This is a genomic window from Sinobacterium norvegicum (assembly GCF_923077115.1).
GTDB classification, from domain to species: domain Bacteria; phylum Pseudomonadota; class Gammaproteobacteria; order Pseudomonadales; family Sinobacteriaceae; genus Sinobacterium; species Sinobacterium norvegicum.
The window spans coordinates 260425-286869 of record NZ_CAKLPX010000003.1; the positions used below are offsets into that span (position 1 = coordinate 260425).

The window sequence follows — 26445 nt, forward strand, 5'->3', positions numbered from 1 at the left end:
ATGAATAAAGCAATGACTATTTTATCGAATGGTGCGGTTGCCAGCCATCATTACCAGGGCAACAGGCTGAGAAATATCAGCCTGATTTACTGTGTGATGATTATCGTCAGTCTGAGCATAGCGACAGTGACGGCCAATGCCAGCGACGAACCGATTATGCTCGAATCGAGTTTTATTGGTGACAAAGAACAACCGACAGTCAGCTATTTTATTCCCTGGCAGGGCCTGGGCACGCCGGATAAATTGCATTGGAATATGGAGGCTAAACACGATGAAAGCCTGTCGCCAGTGGATCGAGATGTGATGTTGCGATCGATGCGGATTTACGACGAAATGAATTTAGAAACCCAAAACTTTGTCCCGACGGTTGATTAATTCAACCCGTTTTAAACAATAGGAATATTCCCATGGCAGATGTCTACAGCACAATTGTTCGCTTTTTTCAGGATGGCGGCTTCTTTATTTATCCCATAGGTCTGGTGCTGGTCATCGGTCTGGTGATCAGTATCGAGCGCTGGATGTATTTATCGCGTGAAAAAAACCGCAATATTAAGGCCTTCGATAATTTTCTACCGCTGCTACGCACCAATGATCTCGATAAGATGCAGCTATTTACCCGCGATATTAACGTGCCGGTCACACGTATTATTGGTTGTGGCCTCGATATGATGCGGGTGTCTAAGCAGCGTGGTGACATCGAGAACGCCATGAGCGAGGGCATTCTGGAAGCGCTACCAAAACTGGAAAAACGCACCGGCTATCTGTCGGTGCTGGCTAATATTGCCACCTTGCTCGGTCTGCTCGGTACTATTGTCGGTTTGATCGCCGCCTTTACCGCCGTCGCCAGTGCCGACCCGTCGGAAAAATCGGCGTTGTTATCGCTGTCTATCTCGGTGGCGATGAACACCACCGCCTTCGGTTTGATTGCGGCCATCCCTCTACTGGCCCTGCATGCGGTATTGCAAAACAGAACTGCCTCGATTGTTAGCAGCATTGAAATGTCGGCGGTCAAGTTTCTTAATGTGATGACATTGAACAGGAATATTGAGGCGGGTTTGGCCCGCTCCGGTGATGATGAGCTGGTTTCTGGGAGCTAGGCCATGGCATTGAAACTCAGTAAAACATCGGTCGATGAGGCAGAGCTCGACATCACCTCTTTCATGAACTTGATGATTGTTCTGGTGCCGGTATTGTTGCTCAGTCTGACCTTTACCAATGTCACGGTACATCAGTTAAAACTGCCAGATTTAACCGGTGGTATGAGCCAGACTGAACAGGCCATGGCGGAATTTGAAATCGCCATCGATGAGCAGGGGCTGAGTGTTTACTACCCCGCCGACACCTTGGTTCAGCATATTCCCAAACGTCAGGTTGACGGTATGACAGACCATGATTTTGTCACCCTGGCATCGGTGGTACAGGGTATCAAACAGCAGCTACCTGAGCGTAAAGACGTGGTACTCAAGTCGGCAGCCAATGTCAGTTATCAGACGCTGGTCTCGGCGATGGATACGGTGAAATCCTATAAGACTGTGGTGGCTGCCAGTTTGGTAGAGGTAGAGTTATTCCCACAGGTTTCGCTGGTGAATCTAGCGCAATAACGGAGAGTGTGACGATGGCCTTGGTCAATGCACGCAAGAAAAAAAGTTTTTTTGATACCAAGCTAAATCTGGTGTCACTGATGGATATTTTTACCATCTTGGTTTTTTTCTTACTGCTTAACAGCGGTGAGAGTGAGGAGTTGGAACAGGCGAAATTTATTACCCTGCCGGATTCTTCGGCCAAGGGCGATGTGAAGGCCGATATTATGATTGTGGTCAGTGGTGATCAAATTTTATTCGACGGCAAGCCATTACTGTATTTGGCTGACTTAGATGTGAGTAAAAATAATACTATCGAGTTATTACAGCAGGCGCTGGTCGAACACCGCAGTGTGCTGCAGGCAGAGGCGGAGCTTGAACTCGACCCTGAACTGCTGGCAGAGAAACAACAGGCAGGCTTTAATGCGACGATTTTAGGCGATCAAACCGTGCCATATCATCTGTTGAAAACCATTATGACGACCTGTAATGCCGCCGAGTTCCGCAATATATCGCTGGCGGTTAACCAGGTGACCGGACCGATCTTGGCCAGTGGTCAAGTGGCGAGCATAGGGGAGTAGTATGACGACTGCATTTAATATTATGGCGCCAGTCAGCCTGGATTTAACCCTGCCCTGGAAGGATGATCTACAGCAGGAGGAGCGTTTTAAGAAACTGCTGATCAGAGGCATTATTCCCTTTCTATTACTTTTTCTCTTGGTGCCCTGGCTACCGGTTTTTGAAACCGAAGCCGAATTTGAGGAGAGGGTGGTCATGGAGGTGATACTCGAGCCGCTGGAGCAGGTCGAGCCACCACCGGCGAAGAAGCCCAAACCCAAGCCTCAGCCAGTTAAACCGAAGGTGAAATCAAGCTCGCCGCCGGCGGCATCGAAGGATAACGGCAGCCAATCATTATCGGCACTAACAAGTCAGCTTAGTTCGCTCAGCAGTGGTTTGAATATGCAGAAGATGCAGAACAAGAACCTGGCGCAAAACACCGGCGGTAATGTCGAATATGCTGAGCGCTCCACCCTGGGCAGCGATAATGCCACCCAGCAGAGCGGCGGTATCGAGGTGGATGTTAATGCCATGTCAGATAGCTCCGGTAGCTTGGCAGCTTACAATCCCAAGGCGGTGGCTGGCGCCAGCGGCGGTAATGCCAGCGGCCCGCGAAAGGGTTATTCGTCCTATCAGAACGGCAAGCGGGATATGGAGAGCATACGCCGCACCTTTGAGCACAAGAAGTCCAGTGTTTATGCGCTTTATACCCAGGCGCTTAGGCAGTTTCCCGACCTCAGCGGCAAGTTTACTTTCCAACTGGTCATCGAGCCCGATGGCAGTATTTCACAGCTAAAGTTGGTCAACAGTGAGTTACAGAAAAACGATTTAGAGCGTCAGATTCTCGCCAAAATCAAGAGTATCCACTTTGGTGCTGCCGATGTTAGCTCGACAACGGTGCAGTATAAATTTGTCTTCCTGCCAAGTTAACTCTGTGTTTTGGCTGTTTTAGCCACCGGTTCGGCGGCTTTAATATGTCACTCCATGGCACGGCTTCACACTTTTTGTATGCACCAGTTAGAATTTATTTTCTAACTGGCTCACATATTTTGATGTCGTTTATAAATGACTGTTTTAACAGTTTAAAACTGTGATCGCCTAGCTATATTGCAGGCCTTATTAAACGCATTATTGCTATTAATACAAATAAAAAATCTTGGACTTATTTATGTCAGTAATGCGCAAGGCTGTTACGAGTTTAGTGTTGATCTCTGGTGCGATTACCGGTTGTTCCGATGGTGGCGGTAGCAGCGATGATGGTGCTGATGTCATTGCCGAGTCCATCCCCTTCGCCTATGTGCAGCGATCGTTAGCCAAAAGCGGTGATACTGAGGTGGTTGGCCTGCAGACACTGTCGGTTAATCATAACAACAGCCCGCTCGACCCCGCCTCACCCTACAGTGTCAATCTTGGCGCCAAGCTTAATATTCGATCCGGTCTGGCAGCGGATGATCAGTCGGCCCATGTATTGGCCAGCTACTTTGCCGGCGGCGAGTATGATGTCAAAGACTTAAGTCTGTCTAACGATGGCACTAAGCTGCTGTTTGCTGCCCACGGCGGCAGTGCCAACGCCGAGGATTACAGCTGGAATATTTACGAGTATTCCTTTGCCGATAACAGCGTCCGCCGTATTATCGCCGATACGGTTTTAGCCAATATCGCCCACGATACCCACCCCGCCTATGGTGTCGATGGCCGTATATTATTTTCATCAAACCGCGCCGCCGGTAACCCTAATCTGGTCAATCCTGCGGTCTCTGAGCCGGTCGATGATGACTGCTATAAAATTGGCGCCAGTGAGGCGCCGTCTCTGATACATTCGATGAGTGAGTCGGGCGGCAATATTTTACAGCTTACCTTTGGTAAAAATCACGACACTCAGTTGACCAGCTTGGATGGCGACAACACAGCCTTTTTGCGCTGGTCACGTAGCTACGAATTATTGCCAATGTGCGATAATGTCAGCGCCGGAGAAACGACCAAAAACAGCGCAAAAGGGCTGGAAAAACCCCAGTTATGGGATGATTTCGCCAAGTGCCAATACACTCAGCCGACGCCTTATGGTCAGGCCTTGGCAACTAACCATTACACGCTGTTGCAAATTAATAGCGACGGTACCTCACTGCAACAGCTGTATAATACTGTGTCATTAGAGGCATCGGATACGGCATTTATTGCCATTGATGACCTGGTGCAGACCGAGAGTGGCCGCCTGTTGGCGTCGGTTGTTCACCGCGACAACCCCTTCGGTGGCGGCGATTTGGTCGAGTTATTTTCGCCCCAGCAACCGTCATCAACCATACTGTCCAACCTGGCTCCCCAATCGGTGTTAGCCAAGCCAATGGCGTTGTACCCTGATCAGGCATCGGTTGCCGGTTGGTATAGTGCGGCGGCACCCTATTGGGATGGCTCTGGCAGAATGTTGGTGTCCTGGTCGCAGTGTACTGACGATAGCTCGGGTGTGACTGAATACTGTGACGATAATACTGCGGTCGATAATGCCCGCAGCCAGTTCGGTGTGTGGGTTTATAACCCGGATGATAATAGTCAGCTGCCGATTTTAAAGGCCAAGAGTGATACGGTGTATTCACAGCTGCGTTTTGCCAACAGCAAGCCGGCCAAGGCCTTCCCTTATGATGTGGTCGATCCTGAATACAAAAACATCGGCGACAAGGGCAGTATTATCTGTAATGATCCCGGCATAGTTATTCCGCCGACTGATCCAACCGATCCAACCGATCCAACCGATCCAACCGATCCAACCGATCCAACCGATCCAACCGATCCAACCGATCCAACCGATCCAACCGATCCAACCGATCCAACCGATCCAACCGATCCAACCGATCCAACGGATCCAACGGATCCAACGGATCCAACGGATCCAACGGATCCGACCGATCCAACGGATCCAACCGATCCGACCGATCCGACCGATCCAACCGATCCGACTGATCCAACCGATCCAACGGATCCAACGGATCCAACCGATCCAACCGATCCAACCGATCCAACCGATCCAACCGATCCAACCGATCCAACCGATCCAACGGATCCAACCGATCCGACCGATCCCACCGATCCGACCGATCCCACCGATCCCACCGATCCCACCGATCCCACCGATCCCACCGATCCGACCGATCCGACCGATCCGACCGATCCCACCGATCCCACCGATCCGACCGATCCAACGGATCCGACCGATCCAACGGATCCGGTAGACCCTAATCTGGCCAGTTTTGTCCATATCCGCAGTATTTATGACATGGACGGCATGGACATGGCGGTGCAATCCGGTGGCATTGCGGCGTTGGCAGCCCAGCCGAATATGGATGGTCGTCCGCACCGTTTTGTGCGCGTGATCAGCCCTGGTGATAACAGTATTATTTATGGCTATGCCCCTATTCACCCCGATGGCTCGGCGTTGTTTGCCGTCCCTGTCGATACGCCGTTCAGCTTCCAGTTTGTCACCCCGCAGATGAAAGAGGCCAAGGCCAAACCCGGTGATGAAATTGATTATTTAAAACAGCACCCTGTATCAATAACGCTGGCTAAAGATCAGCGCGCCGAGTGTCACGGTTGTCATATTGAGGGCAGCGGCGTCGCCCACGCCTCGGCGGATGCTCCGCCATCGGTAAATATCGGTGCCATTGCCGATGGGGCGATATTCCCCAATACCGTGGCTGAACTCGCGGCGTTAAAACAGGGTGATACCATGGCCCAGGCCTACAGTGATCATCGCGGTGGCACGGCCTTGGTTGATATCGATATTCACTACACCGACCAGTGGAGCGAGGTGAACACCGGTGAGGCGATTGACTACCAATATCAGGATCTCAACACCTTGCAGCCAATCACCGCCAGCTGTATTCAAAGCTGGGAGCCGGGTTGTAACAGCCAGATCAATTACATCGATCATATCCAGCCAATTTGGCAGCAGCCTGGCCGCACCGAGGAAAATTATAGCTGCGTCAGCTGTCACGATAACAGTGGTGCCACCGACCTCGATCTATCGACCAACGTCAGCGGCGCTATGACCGGCGGCTATGACGCGTTGTTTGAGATGCGCAGTCGATTCCGTTTTTTGGCTAACGAATTTGAACAAGTGGGTGGTAGCAGTTGTGAACGTATCGTCGATGCCCCCTTTGTGACGCCACCGAGCAATGATTGTTTTAGTTGCTATGAATATTTCTTGATGAGTAAAGAGGGTGCCATCGAGTCGGTCAATTTTTTCGACTTATTCGACAGCGACCCCTTCGATGATGCCTGGTATTTTAATCCCTTTAATATTCCCAGTCGCGTCGATCATCAGCAGATGCTCAGCCCCATCGAGCGTCGCCTGATTGCCGAATGGCTGGACACCGGCTCGGTAAAATAACCGCGCCAGCCATCGCCACAGAGCAGTACCCCAGCCACAGCGTCTGCCGCCCTCGACAGATGCCGTGGCTGGTTTCTTTTACAGCCGTAAAGCTTTCTTACTTATTGTTAAATAGAATTGCTGACCGTAGTCGTTAACATAGGTCTTAATACTTCTATAATAAAAATAAGAGGATGTTATGGCTACTATGCCTGCTGTTGCCAGCCGCACTCGACTGCGCCGCGCCACCCCGACACTGTTTATCACCTCGTTATTACTGATGGCCACCGGCTGTGGTGATCGTAACGAAAGCCATCAGGGCGCTGCCAAGAATGCAGCGCCTGCCGTCGTTAACCGTTTCGATTTAACCGCCGACACCGTCGCCGCCTGCACCCAGGCAGCCAGTCACGATGTGGCTGATAATGACGAAAATCCACTGTTTAAACCCAACGATTTTAAACCGGTTAAGCCTAACGAACCACTGCTGGCGAATGTGCGAGCCAGAAACACGCAAACGCTGAACGGCGAGTGGAACTACATTGTCGACCAGCTCGGTGTTGGCGATGCCAGCCCATTACTGCGGGGTGGCGTCGGTGAAAATGCCAGCTACGGGGCCAGCGAATTATTAGAATATAAATTTACCGATGCTTATCAATTACAGGTGCCGGGAGACTGGAATACGCAACAGGATGCATTGTTTTGGTACAGGGGCATCGTCTGGTATCAACGCGATTTTAATTATCAGCCGGTGACCGGTGAACGCAGCCATATCTATTTCGGCGGCGCCAACTTTGCCAAGGATGTTTATGTTAACGGCACCCTGGTGATTCGTCACGAGGGTGGTTTTACCCCGTTTAATACCGACGTTACTGACTATCTTAAGCCCGGTAATAACAGCGTCGTGGTTAAGGTTAACTCGATGAGTGGCCCGGCGCAGATTCCCACTGAATACAACGATTGGATGAACTATGGCGGCATCACCCGCGATGTGATGTTGGTGCAAACCCCGGCCACGGTTTTGCGCAATTATAAGGTTCAGCTAAAGAACGACAGCGACAATATTGTCGAGGGCTGGGTACAACTCGACGGCCAACAGCCACAGCAACAGTTGGTGCTCACTATCCCCGAGGCCGGTATCCAGCAGACCATCGAAACCGACACTAACGGTTACGCTACATTCTCTTTCGCTGCCGACTTATCCCTGTGGTCGCCGCAGTCGCCCAAGCTGTATGAGGTTGAGTTGAGCTATGGCAGCCACAGCATCAGTGATCAGATTGGTTTCAGAGACATTACAACCGAAGGTGAGGATATTTTACTCAACGGTGAATCGATCTTCCTGCGCGGGATTTCCAACCATGAGGAGTCGCTGATTCATCCTGGCCGTGCCCACAGTCAGGCCGACGCTGAGGCGGTGATCAGCCGCCTAAAAGAATTGAATGCAAACTTTATTCGCCTTGCCCACTACCCGCACAATGAATATATCGTTAGGGCTGCCGATAAGGCCGGTATTCTAGTCTGGTCTGAGCTGCCGGTGTATCACAATATCGATTTTAAAAACCCCTGTACCTTGGCCAGCGCCAAGCGTCAGTACAGCGAGATGATCGACCGCGATCAAAACCGCGCCGCCGTGGTGTTGTGGAGCCTGGGTAATGAGACGCCAGAGAGCGATGCCCGCGATGCCTTTTTTAAGTCGATGGCTGAACACGTCATCGAGCAGGATGACACCCGTCTGCTAACCGCCGCACTCTTAGGTTTCGGTGGCATGGAAGATGTGGGCAAGTATATCGGCAAGCTGCTCTACGCCGAAGATAACGCCGTCGCCGGTATGTTTATCAACCCAGATCCCGTGGTGATCGAGATCACCGACCCCCTCGGTGAGTTTGTCGATGTGTTGGGTTACAACGAGTATTTGGGCTGGTACTTATCCGGCATGTTAGTCGACGGCATGCGCGCCCAGGGCATGGAGGTGACCGAGGCGCAGGTGCGTGAGTTAATGCTGTCAGAGATGATTAAATTTAAAATTGTCTCCTCGTTTAACAAGCCGCTGGTCATCAGCGAGTTTGGTGCCGGCGCCAAGAAGGGCCGTCGCGGTGGCAAGCTGGATGTCTGGACCGAGGATTACCAGGTACAGGTGTATAAGCAGCAGCTCACCATGCTGGCAAACAGCCCGGCACTGCGCGGTGTATCACCCTGGGTGCTGAAAGACTTCCGCGCCCCGTATCGCCTCAACACCGATACCCAAGAGTACTGGAACCGCAAAGGTCTGGTGTCTGAGCAGAACGAGCCCAAGTTGGTGTTTGAGTTCTTGAGTGATTATTATCAGAAGAAAGCTGCCTCTATGTAGGGTGGCGGTTGCGTGGAATGAAAATAAGGCCGGGCAGTGATGCCGGGCCTTTTTTCATTATATTTAGGGTCAGAGTAAAAACTTATGGAAAGAAAATCCACTGCCGCTTGCATTACTGACGGGAACGTTGAGTTAACAATACGGTATATTTTTGACCTCTGTATAACGCTTATCCTTTCAGGTTTTCATTGACGCAAAATGCTACACTGATGATTAAACGCCTGCGGTTAAACACCCAATGAAGAAACATATGACGCACAGCAAAACCAAAACCAGCTTTTATCGACGCCTGTATGTCGCCCATTTAATCAATACTGGCTGCCATAGCGTGCCGGCCATTACCGCTGAAACCGGTATGCCCCGACGCACAGCCCAAGACACCATCAAAGCCTTGGATGAACTCGATATCCATTGTGCGTTTATCGGCGCCACCAAAGATGGCGCTTATAAAATCCTAGATTGGGGTCCTATCGACCAAGACTGGGTGGTGAACAACGTCACAAAGATTAAACGCGTTTTAGCCCTGTAGACAAGGCAATAATCTTCAGCCTTATGAGTGTCGTTTCTCGCGCCGCCCAACCCAGGCTGGGAAACTATCAACCCCAGTGGTACTCTCTGGCTATATTCTTGCTCTACAATCGATTCCCCTGATTATGTTACGCTCAATAAATCACTGAGCCCACGAGACTTTGCCCATGCACTACCTTCTATCGCCTGCCAAAATAGCCTCTTGGATACTGACGTTTTTTCTGGTGGTGCTGTTAGCAGCCTGCGGCGATAGCTCCTCTTCAAGCTCGAGTGCCGTCAACGCAACCACAAAGCCTGCTGACAATGAGGGTAAAGCCGGCTACAACGCGCTGTTTGCCGGCCACAGTTTTTTTAGGCCGGTGGCAGAGGGCATACCCGAGCACGTGGATAATGTTGGTATTGAAGGGCATAGCCAGCAGGTTATTATGTCGGGAGGCGCCTCTGGCGCCCCCCAGGGGCTTTGGTTAAACACCATCAAACGAGAAGAGATACAGGCCATTCTCGATGCCGGAGATATCACGCTCTTTGGCATGACTTATCACCCAGATTACCCCACGCTTGAAGGCTATAGGAACTGGGTAGACTATGCGCTGGCGCAAAACCCAGACACTAAATTTTTTATTGCTTTGCCCTGGCCAATCCAGCGAGGGTCAACGGATTTCGATAGCTATGAATCTATTATGGTTAACGGTCATCCTCACTTCCACAGCACGATTATTAATGGCCTGAGAACAGCCTATCCCGACAATCAGTTTTATTGTATTCCCTACGGCGAAAGCGCTGTCGAACTCTATCGGTTGTATGAACAGGGCAACTTACCGGAAGCCGAGAGATTGATCACATCCGGTGATGAAGCGGGGATATTCAAAGATCAGCTGGGTCACCCCGAAACGATGTTAGTCAAATTGAGCCAGCTGGTCTGGCTGCAGGCGATATACGCTGTCGATCTAAGTCACTATGACTACGACAGCGGCTACGTGACAGATATTAAAACCATAGCCGCCGACATCATGGCCCGGCATGACAACGCCTATGATGATCAGCAGTGAATTGAACAGTGTGTAATATGTATTGTTATGGTATCGGCTTTTTATAGCAATGAAATCAAGTCATCAAAATTCTGATTGATAAATAAAACCCTATAAAGAATTGTGATTGATAGCATGTTGACGCTTTATGCCCCGAGTCTGCTGTTATGATTTTTCAGACTCTATATTAGTAATATTCTAGTCGATATACAGCTAAGCATAATTGTTAGGCAGTCTTGATCTGTCACGCGTCACATTGTAAGATTGCCCTAAGTTACTGAAAAATAAATGGCTATTAACGGAGTTATAGCCAGTTGGTTGCTGTTTTTCAGGCTTTCACTTCATAAAAATAACTGGATGTAGCGATATGATTAAGTTTTCTCAATTCGAGAATACAATTAAATCTCTCGGCATTGTTGCCGCGGTAGGATTAATGCAAGGCTGTAGCAGCACCTTCACCTTCAACGCAGAGATTGATGACCCCGAGCCCTCTAAAGAGCAGTATGTTTCTTCCGATCAAGATACGCCGGCAACGCTAAAGTTTAGCCATCATATCCCAGAGGGGCATGTGCAGGCTCAGGGTGAAATCCTCAATTACGTCTATCAGCAAGATAAAAAAACAATCGACACCGCGGATTTTTTCTTGCAGGCGATGGATAAAGAGCTTCAAGCGAGAAATTTGCCCGTCGCTTTTGATGAGGCCGGCACTGATAATCTAGATCTGCTTGCCTATGATACTATCGCCCATCGTAGAAATGGCTTTTCGCCATTGGTGATGATTTCTATGGCCAAGGTTGATCTGACAGCCTCGGGTGAAACGCATCGCATCGTTGGGTTGATCAAGCGCGCCAAGGTACCTATTTGGCACTTATCCGAAGAGTCGCTGGTTGAATCAACCATAAATCAACCGCAAGAGTTATTGATCAAAGAGGTTGCCGCAAAGATCAATGTCATCATGTTTGATGATCAGTTGTCAGACGCGAGTGTGGAGACAGTGGTTGAGCAGGTAAACGCCAATATCGATGCTGATGCGGATGCTGCTTACCAGAAGGTCTATGAATTAGGTTACTCAAATAATGCGACAGCCTTGCCAGCGCTCCGTGGTTATAGTCAGCATGAGGCTGAGTATATCCGTTTAGCTGCGATTTCTGGTATGGGTATGATTGGTGGTGAGGCTGTGCTCTCCGAGCTACAGCAGTTATATACCTCAGGCAAGCAATGGCAAGATCGTGCGGTGGCCTTGAAGGCGATAGGTGATATTCAGTCTGAAGAGTCAGTTGCTTTTATGAAAGAAGAGCAAGAAAAATGGCAGGCAGAGACAGGCTTAGAAGCGACTTGGAATCAAAAGATACTGTCATTGTATCTCGATTAAATACATCAATGATGTTGCTCTAATAATAAAGACGCTCTAGGGCGTCTTTTTTTGTTGTCATAATAATTAAGCAAGCCCCATGGAATGTCAGCCTTATGTGATTCATGGCGTAAGACATCGAGGGTTGGAAACGCTGTCATTTTACACATTTCAAATTGTCAGAAAAACAGGGCTGAAGCTATTGAATCAAGACTCTGTAATGCCCAGACTGGCTAATGCTTTTAGCAGTAAGTAGCACGACTCACCACTCATGCTATAGGGGTCAAAATCGGCCTTCCCCGAAAATTTGCTGATCAACTGTCCCGACACCAAGGCGGGGGGGATATACCCCATCGACCAGTCATCAAATTCACGTTGATCAATCTCGCTGTATTGTAATATCGCCGATTGACTATGGCGGCCATCGGCCAAAATATGATGATACAGGGCATTAACATCCAGGCGCGAGCCTTCTAAACACTGCAAAAAGAATCGATTGCTATAACACAGCGCCCCGGTAATATTCTTTTCCAAATTGTTTTGCTTACTGGCATTTAGAATAGCGTTTATATCAGCTTCTTCTAAGTCGTATTCTACTTTGCTGGCATAAACAAGTCTTATCAGGTGCATCGTTTTATCCTCTAAATATCATCAGTATAGTCATAGCTGATAAAAAGAACATGCAGCTTACAAAAGCTATACCGAGGGAGGGGAGAAATGATGAGCGCGAGTCGATGTTTACTTTAGTATGGCGGCTGAAATAGCGCCTACACAGAGGTGTTAGCGGTGCTTTTTGCGGGAGTGTACGATTTCTTTGAGCGACAAAAAAGACGCCCGTAGGCGTCTTTTGACGTTTCTCGTCACCGGCGATTAGGCGACGTCTTGCACATCCTGCTGGCTGAGCAAGTACTCGTCGTAGGTGCCCTGGAAATCGACTACTTGCTGATCTTTAATCTCGATGACTCGGGTCGCTAACGATGACACAAACTCGCGGTCGTGGCTGACGAAGATCAGCGTGCCGTCGTAGGCTTTTAAGGCGATGTTTAACGCATCGATGGCTTCGAGGTCCAGGTGGTTGGTGGGCTCATCCATGACCAATACGTTGGTATTCATCATCATCAACTTGCCGAATAACAGGCGGTTCTTTTCACCACCCGAGCACACCCGTGCCTGTTTGTTGGCGTCGTCATCGGTGAACAGTAGACGGCCCAGCATGCCACGTACGGCGAGGTCATCGTGCTTGGGGGTACGCCATTGGCTCATCCAATCAAACAGGTTTAAATCGCAGTCGAAATCGGCGGTGCTGTCCTGTGGGCAGTAGCCCACCTGGGCGTTCTCGGCCCACTTGATGTCGCCGCTGTTGGGCTGTAACTCGTTCATCAAACAGCGTAGGAAGGTACTCTTGCCGGCACCGTTTTCACCGATAACCGCCAGCTTGGCGCCGGCTTCCAGAATAATATTACCCTTGCTGAACAGGGTTTCACCGTCAAAACCGTGGCCGAGGTCTTCCAGTATCAGCGCCTGGCGGTGCAGTTTCTTATCCTGCTTCATGCTGATCGACGGGGTCATACGGCTGGATGATTTCACATCATCGAGCTTAATCTTATCCATCTTCTTGGCACGCGAGCTGGCCTGTTTGGCCTTGGAAGCATTGGCGCCAAAGCGGTTAACAAAGGCTTGCAGCTCCGCTATTTCTTCGCTCTTCTTGGCGTTCTCGAGCAGCAGCTGTGAACGGATCAATTCAGAGGCCTCGACAAAGGCCTCGTAGTTGCCGGGGTAGATACGCAGCTCGCCGTAATCGATGTCGGCCATGTGGGTACAGACACTGTTTAAGAAGTGGCGGTCGTGGGAGATGATAATCATCGTCGCCTTGCGCTGATTCAATACCTCGGCCAGCCAGTTAATGGTGTGGATGTCCAAGTTGTTGGTCGGTTCATCGAGCAGCAGAATATCCGGGTTGGCAAACAATGCCTGGGCCAATAGAACACGCACCTTGTAGCCGGGGGCGACCTGGCTCATCAGGCCGAAGTGAAATTCCTCATCGATACCGGCTTCCAGCAGAATATCACCGGCGCGGCTCTCGGCGCTGTAGCCGTCCATCTCGGCGAACTCAACTTCCAGCTCGGCGACTTTCATGCCGTCTTCTTCGCTCATCTCTGGCAGGGCGTAGATACGCTCGCGTTCGACCTTGACCTTCCACAGCTCAACATCACCCATGATGACGGCGTCGACAACGCTGTATTCTTCGAAGGCGAACTGGTCCTGGCTTAGGGTGCCGACCTTATTGCCCGGGGTGATGGAGAAGTTACCCGAGGTGGGCGCCAGCTCACCGCTGAGGATTTTCATAAAAGTCGATTTACCACAGCCGTTGGCGCCAATCAGGCCATAGCGGTTGCCGCCGCCAAATTGAGCGGAGATGTTTTCGAACAGCGGCTCGGCGCCGAACTGCATGGTGATGTTTGCGGTGGTAATCAAAAGACGTAATCCTAAGGCAAAAAAATAAGCCGCTATTCAGTAGCGGCTTATTGGGAATAAGGTAGACCAAAGACGGTGTACATAAGGCCGCGCACTATAGACGGTTAGGGGGAGAATGTCGAGGTGAATTGGTCATAAAACAATCAGCTGGGTAAAAGAATGGGCTGGTTGGCAAACACCGGCAGGGGCAATAAAAGCGAAGTTATTGCGCAATAAAATGCTTATTAGCGGTTAGGAAAGTTATAATCGTTGTTTGATTGTCTGCCTCAGCCGCAGGCCGGTGGCAGTCCAATGACAAGACAGGTGCAAAGGTGAAATCAGAGCAGCATGACTGGGCGATGTGCCCACAATGCCAGGGGCGCGGCAAGAAAAGTAAGCGGTTGCGTAAGAAGGTGCGGCTCAGTTACCAGCGTGCGTTGGCAGATTTTGAAAAATCCAACGGTGATGGTGAACCGCCGGTTCGCCCCAAGGGCCATCTCGACACCTGCCCACACTGTCAGGGTTGCGGGCTGCAGCCCGCCAGCAGCCCGACCGTGGCACAGACAGCCCACTACCCACACCTTGCCATTATCGGTGGCGGTATCGGTGGTGTGGCGCTTGCCGTTGCCTGCTTACACCGTGGCATTCCCTTTACCCTGTATGAGCGTGACCGCAGCTTCGATGCCCGCTCGCAGGGTTATGGCCTAACACTGCAGCAGGCCAGTAAGGCGATGGCTGAGCTGGGGGTGGTATCGTTGGCTGAGGGGGTGGTGTCAACCCGACATGTGGTGCATACCACCGAGGGCAAGGAAATCGGTGAGTGGGGCATCCGAAAATGGGCGCCGTCAGCGCTGAAGGCGACACCCAAGCGTACCAATATCCATATTGCCAGACAGTCATTGCGTGCAGCATTGCTGGCGCAGTTAGGTGGGCACGACGCGGTGCAGTGGGGGCATGAGTTGGTCGATGTTCAGCCATCTGCCAGCGACGGTGTGACTCTCAGTTTTCACCTCGACGGTCAAGCGACTCAACACGCCCATGCCGATCTGGTGGTGGGTGCTGATGGTATTCGCAGTGCGGTTCGCAGGCTGTTGATCGGCGAACAGGCGTCGCCACTGAATTACCTGGGCTGCCTGGTGGTGCTGGGTATTTGCCCACTTACCGCCATCGATGTCGACGACCGGTCGCTGTTGGATTCGGCCACGGTATTCCAAACCGCCAATGGCAATGAGCGGATTTATATTATGCCCTTCGATGCCGATTCGGTGATGTGGCAGCTGAGTTTTCCGATGCCAGAGCATGAGGCCAAGGCCTTGAGTGCACAGGGCGCAGAAGCGCTGAAGCAGGATGCCTGCCGCCGCTGTCAGTGGCACAATCCTATTCCGCAGATTTTGGCAGCGACTCAGGCAGCTCAGGTGTCGGGTTACCCGGTCTATGACCGCGCACTGCTCGTACCAGAATTATTGCAACCGGGTGGGCCGGTGACGCTGATTGGCGATGCCGCGCATCCGATGAGTCCCTTCAAAGGGCAGGGGGCCAACCAGGCATTGCTGGATGCGCTGTCGCTGGCCCGAGGCATTATCAAGGGCTGCGGCCCATTAACACCATGGCGAGAAGCCGGCGTCAGGGCCAGTGTGCTGGCGGAGTTTGAGGCCGAAATGCTACAGCGCAGTGCCACCAAGGTGCAGGATTCCGCCGAGGCCGCCGAGTTTTTACACTCCGATGTGGTACTGCACGAGGGTGACGAACCGAGGGGGCGGGTGTTGAAGCGGGCGGAGAGTGATGGCAACAATAAAACATGACTCTCACGCCACACAGCGGTTTAGAAGTACTTCACCCAGGCCTGCTGGCTGCTGTGTTTAAAGCGGGCAAAGGCCTTGGTGGGATAGTACAGCAGCCAGGATAAGATAACCGCCACCAGCCACACCTGCCAGACATAATCGACACCGAATAAGTCGCCCTGATTACCACCAAAAATGGCCATTAAGATGGCATATAATACCAGCAGCGCATAGAGGTGCAGCAGATAGAAAAACATCGGCGCAGAGCCAAAGGTTTTCAGCACCTCGGTGGTCTTGTTATCCCTGTCTTCAAACAGCACCAGCAAAAACATCGAGCTGCCTATGGTCAATAACATAAAGTCCAGCGACGGGCCGTATTTGGTAAAATTGAGGAATGCCATCATAGAGCCTACCAGTGTGTCGGCCATGGCCCATGGCAGTATTTCGCCATAGATGTTAAAGCCGCGCAGCACCAGCAGTAGGCTGAGACAGCTGACGCCAATCACAATCAACTGGCGCTTGCGTTGTGCCGGTGTCATGGTTGCGCCATACAGCGGGCCGGCAAAGTAACCCAGCATCATCAAGCCAATCCAAGGCAGTACCGGGTAGCTGACGCGGATCGGCAGTGGGCCATCGGCAATCAGCATGCCGCGCTCATGGAGCATTGTCCACAGCGCATAACCGGCTTCACCAGGGCTGAAGCTGATGGGGACCAAGGCGTTGTGGCCAAAGACAATCAGCGCACCAATCAGGCCGACAAGCTTGAACGGTAATTTTATCGCCGCCGCCAGCACAATCATGCTGATACCAATCGCCCACATCACCTGCAAATACAGAATGTTGTAGCTACCGAACCAGGAGAAATTGACCAGGGTGACTTCCAGCAGTAACAGGAAGAGGCCGCGTTTGAATAAAAATCCACTGGCAGAGCGGGGCTGTTTATTGGCCGGGTGGGCGTATAACCAGGCCGATAAACCGGTCAGAAAGACAAACACCGGCGCGCACCAATGGGCGAGCAGGCGGGTGAAAAACAAATCCGGGTTGACCGCATCCAAGTCCATCGGGTCGGCGACTTGCTGGTGGTAGTAAATCCGCTCGCGGACATGATCGACCAGCATAATCAGCATTACCAGGCCACGCATGATGTCGATGGAGGTGATGCGTCGCTTAATCGTGTCGGTGGATACACCCAGCGGGTTGGATGGGGTGGGGCGTGTCGTTGTCATTGTGTCGGAAGGCTGCCTAAAGTGTGAGTGTTATAATATAACACATGAAAGATTCGCCTGAGGATGAAAAAATATTACCGCAATGTCATTGTTTGGCAAATCCGCCTTAGCCGGTGGCATTATACAAGTCGCTAATGCCGGGCCTTCTACGCCGGTTGTCATTATCTTAGTCATTGATAAATATCATGGTATGGCGAGGTTTATGGGGCTATGCTGAAATGGATAAACATTGACTAATGGCTACAAGGAGTGCGGAGAAGATGGATAGCTTCAAAGATATACTGGAAAAATCACAGCGTCGTTTAAGCGATATTGCCGATAAGCTCGACGATCAGCGGGAAGAATTGTCTGAGGACGCGGCCGAGCTATGGCAGCAGGCCAAACCGAAACTGGGCAGCTTGAAAGAATCACTGACGACAGCGGCGCTGTCGCTGCAAAGCCAAGGTGAGCAGGCGCGATTACAGGCCCACCTCGCCGCCATGGATGCACAGGACCAATGGTCTTATCTCAGCAAGACGATGACGGAATTAACACGTAATGCGCAACAAAAAGGCAGGACGGAGTTAGAGTCAGCCGAGCTACAGGCGCATCTGGCCAAGATGGATGCCCGGGATTTTGTCAATCAACAGGGTGAGGCGCTCAGCAAAGACTACCAACAGGCGCGGGAAAAAATTGAGCAGGCCAGCCACACCGCGATGAAGGAACTTGAGCGTAGCTTGGAAATCATCGGCAAGAGTTGGTCTAACTTTTAAGCACCGGGCTTTGGCCCGGTCTTAGTCGTTACCCGTACCGTTAAGAATAGCCATCAGTGTGCCGATATGACGGTTGATATATCGCTCGCTGCTGGGGCTGACACCCATTACTCGCTCTGTGATTGGTGCCACGTTAACCAGGTAGATCAGCGCCCCCGACAGGATATGCAGTAAATCCATCGCATCCACCTGTGGCAGCTGGTGGCGGCTTTGTGCCAACTCGATCATCGCCTTGCCCTTGGCGAAATCCTCCTTGAAGAACGTCTCAATCATCCAGTCTAGGCGAGGCCCGGGAATGGCCGCTTGCTGCATCATAATGTTAACCCACTGGGGGTGATCGAAGGTGAACTTGAGTAATTTCTTACACAGTTCGCTGACCGTTTGACGCTGATCGAGTTCGCTGAACTCAGCTAACATGAGCTGATCCAGATATTGCGGCAGGGCATTGTTACGCTTGCTCCAAATATGGTGTACAGCCGCCTGCCACAGAATCTCTTTGCTGGCAAAGTGATATTGAATCAGTGATTTTTTCACCCCGGCCAACTCGGCAACCGCGCCCATGGAGGTGCCATCAAAGCCCAGCTGGGCAAACAGGTCGGCGGCGGCGGCCAGAATGCGGGTTCGGCGATGCTGTTTATGGTCGCTCACGGCAGTGATCTACTCCTGAGAAAAAGCGTATTTAGGCATTTTTTTCTGCCGCTGTAAAATGACTCGACTGGTTGACTTTAGCTTAAAGCTATACGATCGTATAGTTTTGTTATCGCAACATACGACGAGCGGGTTATGACAACAATAACAGCAGCCAGCGAGATTCTGTGGATTAAAGACATCACCAACCAGCCGGTTGGCGGCAAGGCTCATGGGCTGCAGCAGTTAATGCAGTGGGGGCTTAATGTGCCCAATGGCTTTGTTATCATCAATGCCGGGGCCGATCAGTCACCGCCCGATTTGGCGGCGATGTATCGGCAATTGACCGCCGGGTCGAGCGATGCCAAGGTCGCTGTGCGCTCCTCGGCGTTAGGCGAGGATGGCGATGCCGCCTCGTTTGCCGGCCAGTATGATACGGTGCTCAATGTGCAAGGGTTTGAGGCGCTGGCGACGGCGATTGCCAGCTGTGTGCAGTCGTTACACAGCCAACATGCCAGCGCCTATATTGCCGATAATGCCGTCGATGATGGTACTCAAAGCCCTGGGGATAATGTGTCGCCGACGCCGTCAATGAATGTGGTGGTTCAATTGATGGTAGATGCCAGCCGTGCCGGCGTGCTCTTTACCGCCGATCCCGTCAGCGGCCGACATGACCGCTTGATTGTCGATGCCGTTGAGGGCTTGGGTGAGGCGTTGGTCAGCGGTGACCAAACGCCGGATCACTATGAGTTTGATGGCGCTAATCAGCTGGCGTATCGTGAGCTGATTGGCCAGCAGCCAGTGTTGACCGATGATCAGTGTGGGCTATTGATGGCGCAGGCGCGCGAGGCTGTGCAGCGGGCGGGGCAGCCGCTGGATATGGAGTGGGCCTTTGATCAACGTGGCGAGCTCAAGTGGCTGCAGGCGCGGCCGATTACCACCCTGGGCAGCGATCTCAATGAATTGGATACACCGGTCAAACCGGGTGATGTGCTTACCCGCTGCAATGTCGGTGAGATGATGCCCAATGCCAGCTGTCCGCTGACCTTCTCAACCACCGGCAAAGCCATCGAATACGGCATGCAACATATGCATGTCAGCTATGCTGGCCGGGCGGCGATTAACGAGGATTGGACCCAGCTGGCGATGAGTCACGGCTTTTTATTTTTAAATCTCAGTGGCTCGGCAGTTGCCGCCTCGACGGTGCTGGGGGTGGATGTTAAATCGTTGGGAGCCAGTGTTTGCGGCCGGATTGTCGAGGGGTTGGAGGAACCAAAAAAACGCCCGCTATGGGTGCGCATTGGCGGCATGATCCGATTATTACGTTATCTGCAGAGCGCGGACAAGGTCATCGCTGATTTTCGTTGCGATGTCGAGCAATTCAGTCTGCCAACCGACGGCAGCAGTGCCGATATCGCTGAGGCGCTCGATCGGGCTCAGTCGTTTCTTTATCAGGCTTATTGTGTGCATTTACAATCCTCGACCACCTCGGGTTTTGCCAGCAATGTGATGCAGGGGATTATCTCCGGTGGCCAGCAAAGCAGCCCCGAGGAGGAGGCCGAGGCGGCCAAGTTGATGGCCGGCGCCAGCGGTGTTGAAAGCGCTGTATTGGTCGAGCAACTCGATGCGGTCGTCGACCAGATTGCCACCCTGATCAAGGGGCAGCCCAACCTGCAAACAGCCTTTACCGATGCCTTGCCAGAGCAGGCTTTGGCCTGGCTGAACACGGCAGCCGCAGAGCCGGCTCGAGCTGGCTTTGGCAAGTTTCTTGATCGCCATGGCCACCGCTCCTATCGCGAGTTGTGTGTACGCGAAATATCATGGGCGGATGACCCGCGGGGCTTGATTGCCAGCATGCAGGCCTCGGTCAGGGCAAAGATAATGACCGACAACAAGGCCGCCAGGCCGCAGGCGGTTGATCCGAAGACGCTGAGCCGGGGCCTGCGTTGGATTTTACCCAAGGCTCACAATGCTGTGCGCCGCCGGGAATCAACCAAGTCATTACTGGTCGAGATTACCAACCGGTTCAAGCGCAGCTACCGAGCCTTAGGTGAACAGTTAGCCGATGAGGGGCGGCTTGAGGATGCGGATCAGGTGTTCTTCTTTACTCACGATGAATTGCTCGCCTTTGTGCGGGACGGGAAAGCGGATGCTGATTGGCGCGATAAAACCTGCCAACGCCGCCGTGCCTTGGCGTTTCAAAACCGGCTGGAATTTACTGAGATCAGTATCGGCCAACCGCAGCCGATAGACTTACGGTCGCTGTTAACCGAGCAGCCAGACAGTGGGGTTATTGTCGGCCGACCAGTGTCGAGGGGGCTGGTCGAGGGCACTGCCCGTGTCGCTTTTAGTGTGGCGGAGGCGGCGAGACTCAAGCCCGGTGAGATTCTGGTGGCGCCGATTACCGATGTTGGCTGGACGCCGTATTTTAATATGATTGCAGGCTTGATCACCGATGTTGGCAGCGCTGTCTCTCATGGCGCCGTCATCGCTCGTGAGTACGGTTTGCCGGCCATTGTAAACACGCGTACCGGCACCAAGCAGATTACCAGCGGTGACACGATTCGACTGGATGCCCACACCGGGCAGATAACCATCCTGGCATCCGCCAGCGCCAGCGACACAAAAACAGGGCCGGGCGGTGAGCAGGCGGCGGAAGATGAAAAAAATCATCGCACAGCCTCATACTAAACGGCGGGGCAGCGGGCTAATTCAGGCCTGGCTGAGCGTATAGACATAGTCGCGACAGCATGGGCTGGTTAGACTGCGACGGTGCTGTTGAATATTTTTAAAATGCATTTGCAAAGGGAATATTATGAAGATTGATGGCCCGTTCTACGCCATGATGGATAACGCCGCCGAGGAGGCCAAGCGCTTATCGGCCATCGGCTACGATGGTGTATATACCTTAGAGGGTAGCTGGGATCCGTTTTTTCCGTTGGCCATTGCCAGTGAGCACGCACCAGAATTAGATATCGCCACCGGTATTGCCGTGGCGTTTCCCCGTAACCCCTCACATATTGCCTACCAGGCCTGGGATTTACAGACGTTCTCCAAGGGCAAATTTAGCCTGGGCATAGGCTCGCAAATCAAACCGCATATTGAGAAGCGCTTCGGCGTCGAATTCAGCTCGCCCGCCGCGCGTATGCGTGAATATATTCTCGCCGTCAAAGCCTTTTTCGACTGCTGGCAACATGGCAGCAAGCTCGATTTTCAGGGTAAATACTACCGTCACACGCTGATGACGCCGATGTTTAATCCCGGCCCCAATGCCTACGGCGTGCCCCCGATTATGCTCGGTGCCCTGGGCCCTAAAATGACCGAGGTGGCCGGCGAGGTGGCCGACGGACTGATTGTTCACCCATTTAACAGCATGCCGTTTTTGCTCGACAAGGCGCTGCCAGCGGTGGAGCGGGGGTTGGCCAAGGCCGGTCGCAGGCGGGAGGATTTCATTCTGCAGATTAATGCCATTGTGATTACCGGCGAAACCGACGAGGCCTATCAGGCTGCCGAGGAGAGCGTCAAAGGCTTGCTCGGCTTTTACTCATCCACCCCGGCATATCGGCCGCCGATGGACGCCGTCGGTTTAGGCGATTTGCAGCCGACGCTGAACGCGTTATCTAAGGAGGGCAAGTGGGACGAGCTGGGCAGCTATATCGACGATGACTTTCTCGATGCATTCTGCACCCGGGGCAAGCCCGATGAGATTGCCGCCAAGCTGAAGGCCAAGTATGGCGAACACGCCGACCGGCTGGCTATTTACGCCCCCTATGGCGCGCCGGATGGGATGTGGAAAAAAATTATAGCCGAGCTTAAACAGGGTGACTGATATTGCTGGGGCTATGCTATGGCGTCGGCACAATAGCGATAGAGTTCTTGCCTTTTGACGCATAAATATTAGTATGGATAGCCTATTTGCAGCGGCGGCTTAACATTTGCCGCCAGCCCCCATTATTCACCCTTACCAGCAGGATTTCAGCAATGCCAAAGGCCAGCGATATTAAGAAAAACTCCGCCATCGATTATAACGGTAAAACCTACATAGTCCGCGATATCGAACGCTCTGTGCCCCAGGGTCGTGCCGGTGGCAGCCTCTACCGTATGCGGATGTACGATGTGGTCTCCGGTGGCAAGATCGACGAGACCTTCAAGGATTCGGATATGCTTAACTTGGCCGATCTGATTCGCAAAGATGCCACCTTCTCCTATGTCGATGGTGACGAGTATGTGTTTATGGACAGCGGCGATTACACGCCGTATAACCTCAATAAAGAGTCGATTGCCGATGATATTTTGTTCATCAGCGAGGACACACAGGGCATACAGGTCATCGTTGTCGATGATGTTCCCGTCGCCCTGGATATGCCGACCAGTGTCGAGCTGGAAGTGACCGAGACTGACCCCTCAATCAAAGGCGGTTCTGCCACCTCTCGTACCAAGCCGGCGCTGCTATCCACCGGTGTTACCGTCTCTGTGCCAGAGCATATTTCGACCGGTGACCGCATCAAGGTTAACGTCGAAGAGCGCAAGTTCATGGGCCGTGCCGACAGCAAGTAATGCTGAATCCCTTGGTCAGTGAGATCGGAGTATCTCACTGACTGTTGCCATCATGGTAGCGACTCGCTAAGCAATCACTCGGCGTCCCTAACGTTTATAATAAGGATAACAACCATGTCATTCATGATGGCGCTGTTCTACGATAAAATAATGCAACCGGCTGAACAGGCCTGTCTGATCGAGTGGCGCCGCGGCTTACTGGAGTCGGTAGAGGGCAGAGTATTAGAACTCGGTGCTGGCACCGGCGCCAGTATTGGCCTCTATCCCCGTGATGGCACACTGGAGCTGTTTCTGGCCGAGCCCGAGCCCAATATGCGTCAGCAGTTACACGAGAAGGTGGCGCAGCAGTCGCGGCAGCAGATCAAGGTCTTGGATTGCCCCGGCGAGCGTATCGACAGTGAGGACGATTTTTACGATGTGGTCTTTGTCTCGTTAGTCTGTTGTTCGGTCAATGATGTGGCGGCGACGCTGGCCGAAATAAAGCGGGTGTTAAAGCCCGAGGGTCGATTTTTATTTCTCGAGCACGTGGCGGCTCCAGCTGATAGCGGCAGACGGAAATGGCAGAACCGATTAAACTGTATCTGGCGAAAAATGGCGGGTAATTGTCACCTCAACCGCGAGACTGAACAGTCAATCAAGAAGGCCGGCTTTGTTATCGAGCAGATTGATTACGACAGTATGCGTAAATCCATGCCGCTGGTGCGGCCGATTATTCGCGGTGTGGCCAGGCCAGCTTAACCAGCGATAACAGCCTCGAGCCTTGTATCCGAGGTGATGCATGGCATTGACCGCGTTGGTGATATCAGTCCCCGTCAGGGGCTGTGACGAGCTACTCGCTTTCCCCGCCCTGTAACAGTCTCCACAGTGCACAGATATAGCCATACAGCTCAACCGCGAGTTCACCATCACTGCTTAACATATCTTCGCTGATTCCCCACTCAGCAACTAACACCGCCTCATCAAACGCCTTCCAGCCTACTGCTGCATATTCCCAATCCAGCAATGCCAAACCATCAGTGCCCGCCACTACATTGGCAGGCACCAAATCGTGATGACATAACACCGGCTCAAAATTGCCTTGCAACCCGTCCAACCGCGCCAACAACAACGCTCGGGTCTCACGCAGCTCTGCTGGCACCACCAATGCTGCTGCCTCAATCTGCCGCCAATAAGTCTCGATATAGTCTCGATAGTTGCGTGTTGGCAGATCGATATTCAATGCATGCACCTGCGCCACAAGATCCAGCAATTGCTCACGTTTACCGGCCTCTTTGACACTGGCAGCCGGCCAATGTTCGCCGTCAATAAACGCTGTGATCAACACCCCTTCATCAGGGGCGCAGTAGTGTACGGTTGGCGCAATGCCGGCCTCACTGACCACGGATAGAATTTTCTGCTCGCGCCAGCGATCGATGCCCAATGCCTCGGCATTAGGGGCATTGCGACGCAGGACAAAACGCTGGCCACAGGCTTCAAACAGAATGCTTCGATTGGTCAGACCGCCACTTAACTCGCGCAATATTTTCGGTGGTTCTGTCAGCCCCAGCGGCCAATGCTGCCAGCCCTGCAGTAATGACTCACCCATTGTGCGCAACCGTGCTGTGGTCATCGTTGCCGCGGTTACGGCTACTGCGGAGATGACGACGCCAGGCCAAAAAGCCAAAGACAGCAATCACGACATAGGCCACATACAACAGCGCTGTTAGGTTCATTGAGCGATCGAGATAGAGGAAAATCGACACGGCATCGATGACAACCCAGTACAGCCAATTCTCCAACACTTTTTTAGCCACCAGATACGTCGTGATGACACTGGCCCAGGTAGTTAGCGAGTCGATATAAGGCCAGGCGGCATCGGTGTTACGGCTCATGATAAAGCCACTGACCATGGTTAACATGGCGATCAGTGCCAGCACCACAAGATGCTGCGGCAGACGCCAACGCGTTATCGCCAATGCACCGCCCTCATGACCTCGCCGCCACTGCTGCCAGCCGTACACCGCCATTCCCATGTAATAAATATTGAGCGCCGACTCCATCAATAAACTCACATGCCAAAACAGCACGGTATAAATAGCGGTACTGACAAAGGCGCACAGCCAGCACCAGTTATTTTCAGCCAATGCCAGCAACAGGTAGGCAATTGCCAAGGCGACTGCCAACATCTCCCAGGGGGACTGTGCTAAAAAGGCATCGATTATTGAATTCATATTGTCACCGAGTTGTTGAACACTATTATAGGCGTAATCTGTGTGTGGTTTGCTCGAAAAATATTAACTGTGCAGGGGGTTGTTGTTCTCGATTTAGTCGTGCCCGGATACATTGTTTAATATTAGCCAATTGCTGAAAAAGAAACAAAAGCAAACTGGTAACGTATAGGGCGAAGAAACCATGCACGGCAATACGACTTGGATTCCTCTTATCGATAAAAGTCTGAATCTTCTGATTCTCTCTATAAAGGCAGTTACAAAACAACAACTATGCCAGCAGTCCTTTCACCGGTTAACCAGAGCTTGACTCTTGATACTGTCACAGCGACGGCATGTTAAAAAAGGTTATGCCAATACTGTAAAAATACACACACTCCATATTGATAACCTGCAACTAATGCTCGCGCTTGTTATAAGTAATTTACTCGGTACTCAACTTGAATAAAGTCGTTTGCAAAGGCAGTGGCCTTAGAATTTATTAGTTTAATTGGACTGTCTAGCTCACCGAAAAGCGGGATACCACCTCCCAGCAACACGGGAGCTCTAGTGATTGTCATTTCATCAATAAGCTTAAGATTAAGGAATGAGGTGATGGTAGAACCGCCATCAATATAGGCGTGTTTTAACCCTTTTTTTTCTAGTTTTTTTACCAAGTCAGTAATTTCACCAGAGAACATTTCTACCTTACCTTTCAAGTTTACGGGTGGCGTTTTTATCGTATGACTTAAAACCACGATATGCGTATCACCGTAAGGCCATTGTTCGGGAGTCAAATTCATGCTTGAAATCATTTCCATGCACTTGCGCCCCATGATCATACAATCAACTGAGGCCATATAAGCGCTAAAGCCCATATCGGGATTATCCCCCATATCTGCTTCTGAATTGCCTGCTGAATGAAGCCAGTCAACACCGCCATCAATAGTAGCTATATACCCATCTGCACTTGTTGCTATACATACTGAACATTTCATATTGGCTTTCCTGTGCTTGTACTGACTAAAAGCTTACACCTTAAACTTAGACCACTGATTATAACCAATTTCAGGGTTGTTTGACGAAGATCAATAGGGTCAGAGTCGTTGATCC

Annotated in this window: 23 protein-coding genes; 16 read left to right on the plus strand and 7 right to left on the minus strand. The window is 51.8% G+C overall.

Annotation, left to right across the window (positions count from 1 at the left end):
• The 10 genes from L9P87_RS13160 to L9P87_RS13205 all read left to right on the plus strand — a co-directional run bounded on the left by L9P87_RS13160 (position 1) and on the right by L9P87_RS13205 (position 11770).
• Positions 1-375: a hypothetical protein gene (locus tag L9P87_RS13160; protein ID WP_237445203.1), complete on the plus strand. Its 375-nt coding sequence runs from the start codon at positions 1-3 to the stop codon at positions 373-375.
• Between the two features lie 32 nt (positions 376-407).
• Positions 408-1097 carry a MotA/TolQ/ExbB proton channel family protein gene (locus L9P87_RS13165; RefSeq protein WP_237445204.1) on the plus strand — a complete coding sequence of 230 codons (690 nt, stop codon included), beginning with the start codon at positions 408-410 and terminating at the stop codon, positions 1095-1097.
• 3 nt (positions 1098-1100) lie between these two features.
• Positions 1101-1601 (plus strand): biopolymer transporter ExbD, encoded by a 501-nt coding sequence (locus L9P87_RS13170; protein ID WP_237445205.1) that lies wholly within the window; start codon positions 1101-1103, stop codon positions 1599-1601.
• A 14-nt stretch (positions 1602-1615) separates the two neighbouring features.
• Positions 1616-2161, plus strand: coding sequence for an ExbD/TolR family protein (locus tag L9P87_RS13175; RefSeq protein ID WP_237445206.1), 546 nt, complete (start codon positions 1616-1618; stop codon positions 2159-2161).
• Position 2162: 1 nt separating this feature from the next.
• Positions 2163-3068: an AgmX/PglI C-terminal domain-containing protein gene (locus L9P87_RS13180; RefSeq protein WP_237445207.1), complete on the plus strand. Its 906-nt coding sequence runs from the start codon at positions 2163-2165 to the stop codon at positions 3066-3068.
• A gap of 238 nt (positions 3069-3306) precedes the next feature.
• Positions 3307-6519 (plus strand): hypothetical protein, encoded by a 3213-nt coding sequence (locus L9P87_RS13185; RefSeq protein WP_237445208.1) that lies wholly within the window; start codon positions 3307-3309, stop codon positions 6517-6519.
• Positions 6520-6697: 178 nt separating this feature from the next.
• Entirely contained in the window at positions 6698-8842 is a 2145-nt protein-coding gene (locus L9P87_RS13190) for a glycoside hydrolase family 2 TIM barrel-domain containing protein (RefSeq protein ID WP_237445209.1), read from the plus strand.
• A 250-nt stretch (positions 8843-9092) separates the two neighbouring features.
• The gene (locus L9P87_RS13195) at positions 9093-9371 is read left to right on the plus strand and encodes a helix-turn-helix domain-containing protein (protein WP_237445210.1); all 279 of its coding nucleotides are present in this window, start codon (positions 9093-9095) and stop codon (positions 9369-9371) included.
• Between the two features lie 166 nt (positions 9372-9537).
• Positions 9538-10419, plus strand: coding sequence for a hypothetical protein (locus L9P87_RS13200; protein WP_237445211.1), 882 nt, complete (start codon positions 9538-9540; stop codon positions 10417-10419).
• A 346-nt stretch (positions 10420-10765) separates the two neighbouring features.
• Positions 10766-11770: a HEAT repeat domain-containing protein gene (locus L9P87_RS13205; protein ID WP_237445212.1), complete on the plus strand. Its 1005-nt coding sequence runs from the start codon at positions 10766-10768 to the stop codon at positions 11768-11770.
• A 186-nt stretch (positions 11771-11956) separates the two neighbouring features.
• Here L9P87_RS13205 and L9P87_RS13210 read toward each other — a convergent pair whose 3' ends face one another.
• A complete protein-coding gene (locus tag L9P87_RS13210) occupies positions 11957-12379 on the minus strand; it encodes a BLUF domain-containing protein (protein ID WP_237445213.1) in 423 nt (140 codons plus the stop codon).
• A 240-nt stretch (positions 12380-12619) separates the two neighbouring features.
• A complete protein-coding gene (locus tag L9P87_RS13215) occupies positions 12620-14224 on the minus strand; it encodes an ABC-F family ATPase (protein ID WP_237445214.1) in 1605 nt (534 codons plus the stop codon).
• Positions 14225-14535: 311 nt separating this feature from the next.
• Between L9P87_RS13215 and L9P87_RS13220 the strand changes: the two genes are divergently transcribed.
• Positions 14536-16005: an FAD-dependent oxidoreductase gene (locus L9P87_RS13220; RefSeq protein ID WP_290368509.1), complete on the plus strand. Its 1470-nt coding sequence runs from the start codon at positions 14536-14538 to the stop codon at positions 16003-16005.
• 20 nt (positions 16006-16025) lie between these two features.
• Here L9P87_RS13220 and L9P87_RS13225 read toward each other — a convergent pair whose 3' ends face one another.
• Positions 16026-17210: an acetyltransferase domain-containing protein gene (locus L9P87_RS13225; protein ID WP_237445215.1), complete on the minus strand. Its 1185-nt coding sequence runs from the start codon at positions 17208-17210 to the stop codon at positions 16026-16028.
• Positions 17211-17446: 236 nt separating this feature from the next.
• On the opposite strand from L9P87_RS13225, the gene L9P87_RS13230 reads away from it, so the two are divergent.
• Positions 17447-17962, plus strand: a complete 516-nt coding sequence (locus tag L9P87_RS13230; RefSeq protein ID WP_237445216.1) for a hypothetical protein — start codon at positions 17447-17449, stop codon at positions 17960-17962.
• Between the two features lie 21 nt (positions 17963-17983).
• Here L9P87_RS13230 and L9P87_RS13235 read toward each other — a convergent pair whose 3' ends face one another.
• Entirely contained in the window at positions 17984-18610 is a 627-nt protein-coding gene (locus L9P87_RS13235; RefSeq protein ID WP_237445217.1) for a TetR/AcrR family transcriptional regulator, read from the minus strand.
• Positions 18611-18745: 135 nt separating this feature from the next.
• Here L9P87_RS13235 and L9P87_RS13240 point away from each other — a divergent pair, with 135 nt between their 5' ends.
• The 4 genes from L9P87_RS13240 (at position 18746) to L9P87_RS13255 (ending at position 23884) form a co-directional block, all read left to right on the plus strand.
• Positions 18746-21280 (plus strand): PEP/pyruvate-binding domain-containing protein, encoded by a 2535-nt coding sequence (locus L9P87_RS13240; RefSeq protein ID WP_237445218.1) that lies wholly within the window; start codon positions 18746-18748, stop codon positions 21278-21280.
• 124 nt (positions 21281-21404) lie between these two features.
• Complete coding sequence (locus L9P87_RS13245; RefSeq protein WP_237445219.1) at positions 21405-22418, plus strand: TIGR03617 family F420-dependent LLM class oxidoreductase; 1014 nt, start codon at positions 21405-21407, stop codon at positions 22416-22418.
• A 152-nt stretch (positions 22419-22570) separates the two neighbouring features.
• The gene (gene efpL, locus L9P87_RS13250) at positions 22571-23146 is read left to right on the plus strand and encodes an elongation factor P-like protein EfpL (protein ID WP_237445220.1); all 576 of its coding nucleotides are present in this window, start codon (positions 22571-22573) and stop codon (positions 23144-23146) included.
• A gap of 114 nt (positions 23147-23260) precedes the next feature.
• Positions 23261-23884: a class I SAM-dependent methyltransferase gene (locus tag L9P87_RS13255; protein WP_237445221.1), complete on the plus strand. Its 624-nt coding sequence runs from the start codon at positions 23261-23263 to the stop codon at positions 23882-23884.
• Positions 23885-23975: 91 nt separating this feature from the next.
• On the opposite strand, the gene L9P87_RS13260 is transcribed toward L9P87_RS13255, so the two are convergent.
• From L9P87_RS13260 to L9P87_RS13270, 3 genes are all read right to left on the minus strand, one after another.
• On the minus strand, positions 23976-24731 hold the full coding sequence (locus L9P87_RS13260) for a choline/ethanolamine kinase family protein (protein WP_237445222.1): 756 nt from the start codon (positions 24729-24731) through the stop codon (positions 23976-23978).
• Complete coding sequence (pnuC, locus tag L9P87_RS13265) at positions 24724-25356, minus strand: nicotinamide riboside transporter PnuC (protein WP_237445223.1); 633 nt, start codon at positions 25354-25356, stop codon at positions 24724-24726. Before pnuC ends, L9P87_RS13260 begins: the two co-directional genes overlap by 8 nt.
• 410 nt (positions 25357-25766) lie before the next feature.
• The gene (locus tag L9P87_RS13270) at positions 25767-26330 is read right to left on the minus strand and encodes a dihydrofolate reductase family protein (RefSeq protein WP_237445224.1); all 564 of its coding nucleotides are present in this window, start codon (positions 26328-26330) and stop codon (positions 25767-25769) included.
• Between the last annotated feature and the right edge of the window lie 115 nt (positions 26331-26445).

Coding starts and splice junctions, on each gene's coding strand:
- L9P87_RS13190 (WP_237445209.1), top strand. CDS start 6,698: ATGGCTACTATGCCTGCTGTTGCCAGCCGCACTCGACTGCGCCGCGCC.
- pnuC (WP_237445223.1), bottom strand. CDS start 25,356: ATGAATTCAATAATCGATGCCTTTTTAGCACAGTCCCCCTGGGAGATG.
- L9P87_RS13170 (WP_237445205.1), top strand. CDS start 1,101: ATGGCATTGAAACTCAGTAAAACATCGGTCGATGAGGCAGAGCTCGAC.
- L9P87_RS13270 (WP_237445224.1), bottom strand. CDS start 26,330: ATGAAATGTTCAGTATGTATAGCAACAAGTGCAGATGGGTATATAGCT.
- L9P87_RS13245 (WP_237445219.1), top strand. CDS start 21,405: ATGAAGATTGATGGCCCGTTCTACGCCATGATGGATAACGCCGCCGAG.
- L9P87_RS13200 (WP_237445211.1), top strand. CDS start 9,538: ATGCACTACCTTCTATCGCCTGCCAAAATAGCCTCTTGGATACTGACG.
- efpL (WP_237445220.1), top strand. CDS start 22,571: ATGCCAAAGGCCAGCGATATTAAGAAAAACTCCGCCATCGATTATAAC.
- L9P87_RS13205 (WP_237445212.1), top strand. CDS start 10,766: ATGATTAAGTTTTCTCAATTCGAGAATACAATTAAATCTCTCGGCATT.
- L9P87_RS13180 (WP_237445207.1), top strand. CDS start 2,163: ATGACGACTGCATTTAATATTATGGCGCCAGTCAGCCTGGATTTAACC.
- L9P87_RS13225 (WP_237445215.1), bottom strand. CDS start 17,210: ATGACAACGACACGCCCCACCCCATCCAACCCGCTGGGTGTATCCACC.
- L9P87_RS13160 (WP_237445203.1), top strand. CDS start 1: ATGAATAAAGCAATGACTATTTTATCGAATGGTGCGGTTGCCAGCCAT.
- L9P87_RS13240 (WP_237445218.1), top strand. CDS start 18,746: ATGACAACAATAACAGCAGCCAGCGAGATTCTGTGGATTAAAGACATC.
- L9P87_RS13165 (WP_237445204.1), top strand. CDS start 408: ATGGCAGATGTCTACAGCACAATTGTTCGCTTTTTTCAGGATGGCGGC.
- L9P87_RS13255 (WP_237445221.1), top strand. CDS start 23,261: ATGTCATTCATGATGGCGCTGTTCTACGATAAAATAATGCAACCGGCT.
- L9P87_RS13260 (WP_237445222.1), bottom strand. CDS start 24,731: ATGGGTGAGTCATTACTGCAGGGCTGGCAGCATTGGCCGCTGGGGCTG.
- L9P87_RS13195 (WP_237445210.1), top strand. CDS start 9,093: ATGACGCACAGCAAAACCAAAACCAGCTTTTATCGACGCCTGTATGTC.
- L9P87_RS13185 (WP_237445208.1), top strand. CDS start 3,307: ATGTCAGTAATGCGCAAGGCTGTTACGAGTTTAGTGTTGATCTCTGGT.
- L9P87_RS13230 (WP_237445216.1), top strand. CDS start 17,447: ATGGCTACAAGGAGTGCGGAGAAGATGGATAGCTTCAAAGATATACTG.
- L9P87_RS13175 (WP_237445206.1), top strand. CDS start 1,616: ATGGCCTTGGTCAATGCACGCAAGAAAAAAAGTTTTTTTGATACCAAG.
- L9P87_RS13210 (WP_237445213.1), bottom strand. CDS start 12,379: ATGCACCTGATAAGACTTGTTTATGCCAGCAAAGTAGAATACGACTTA.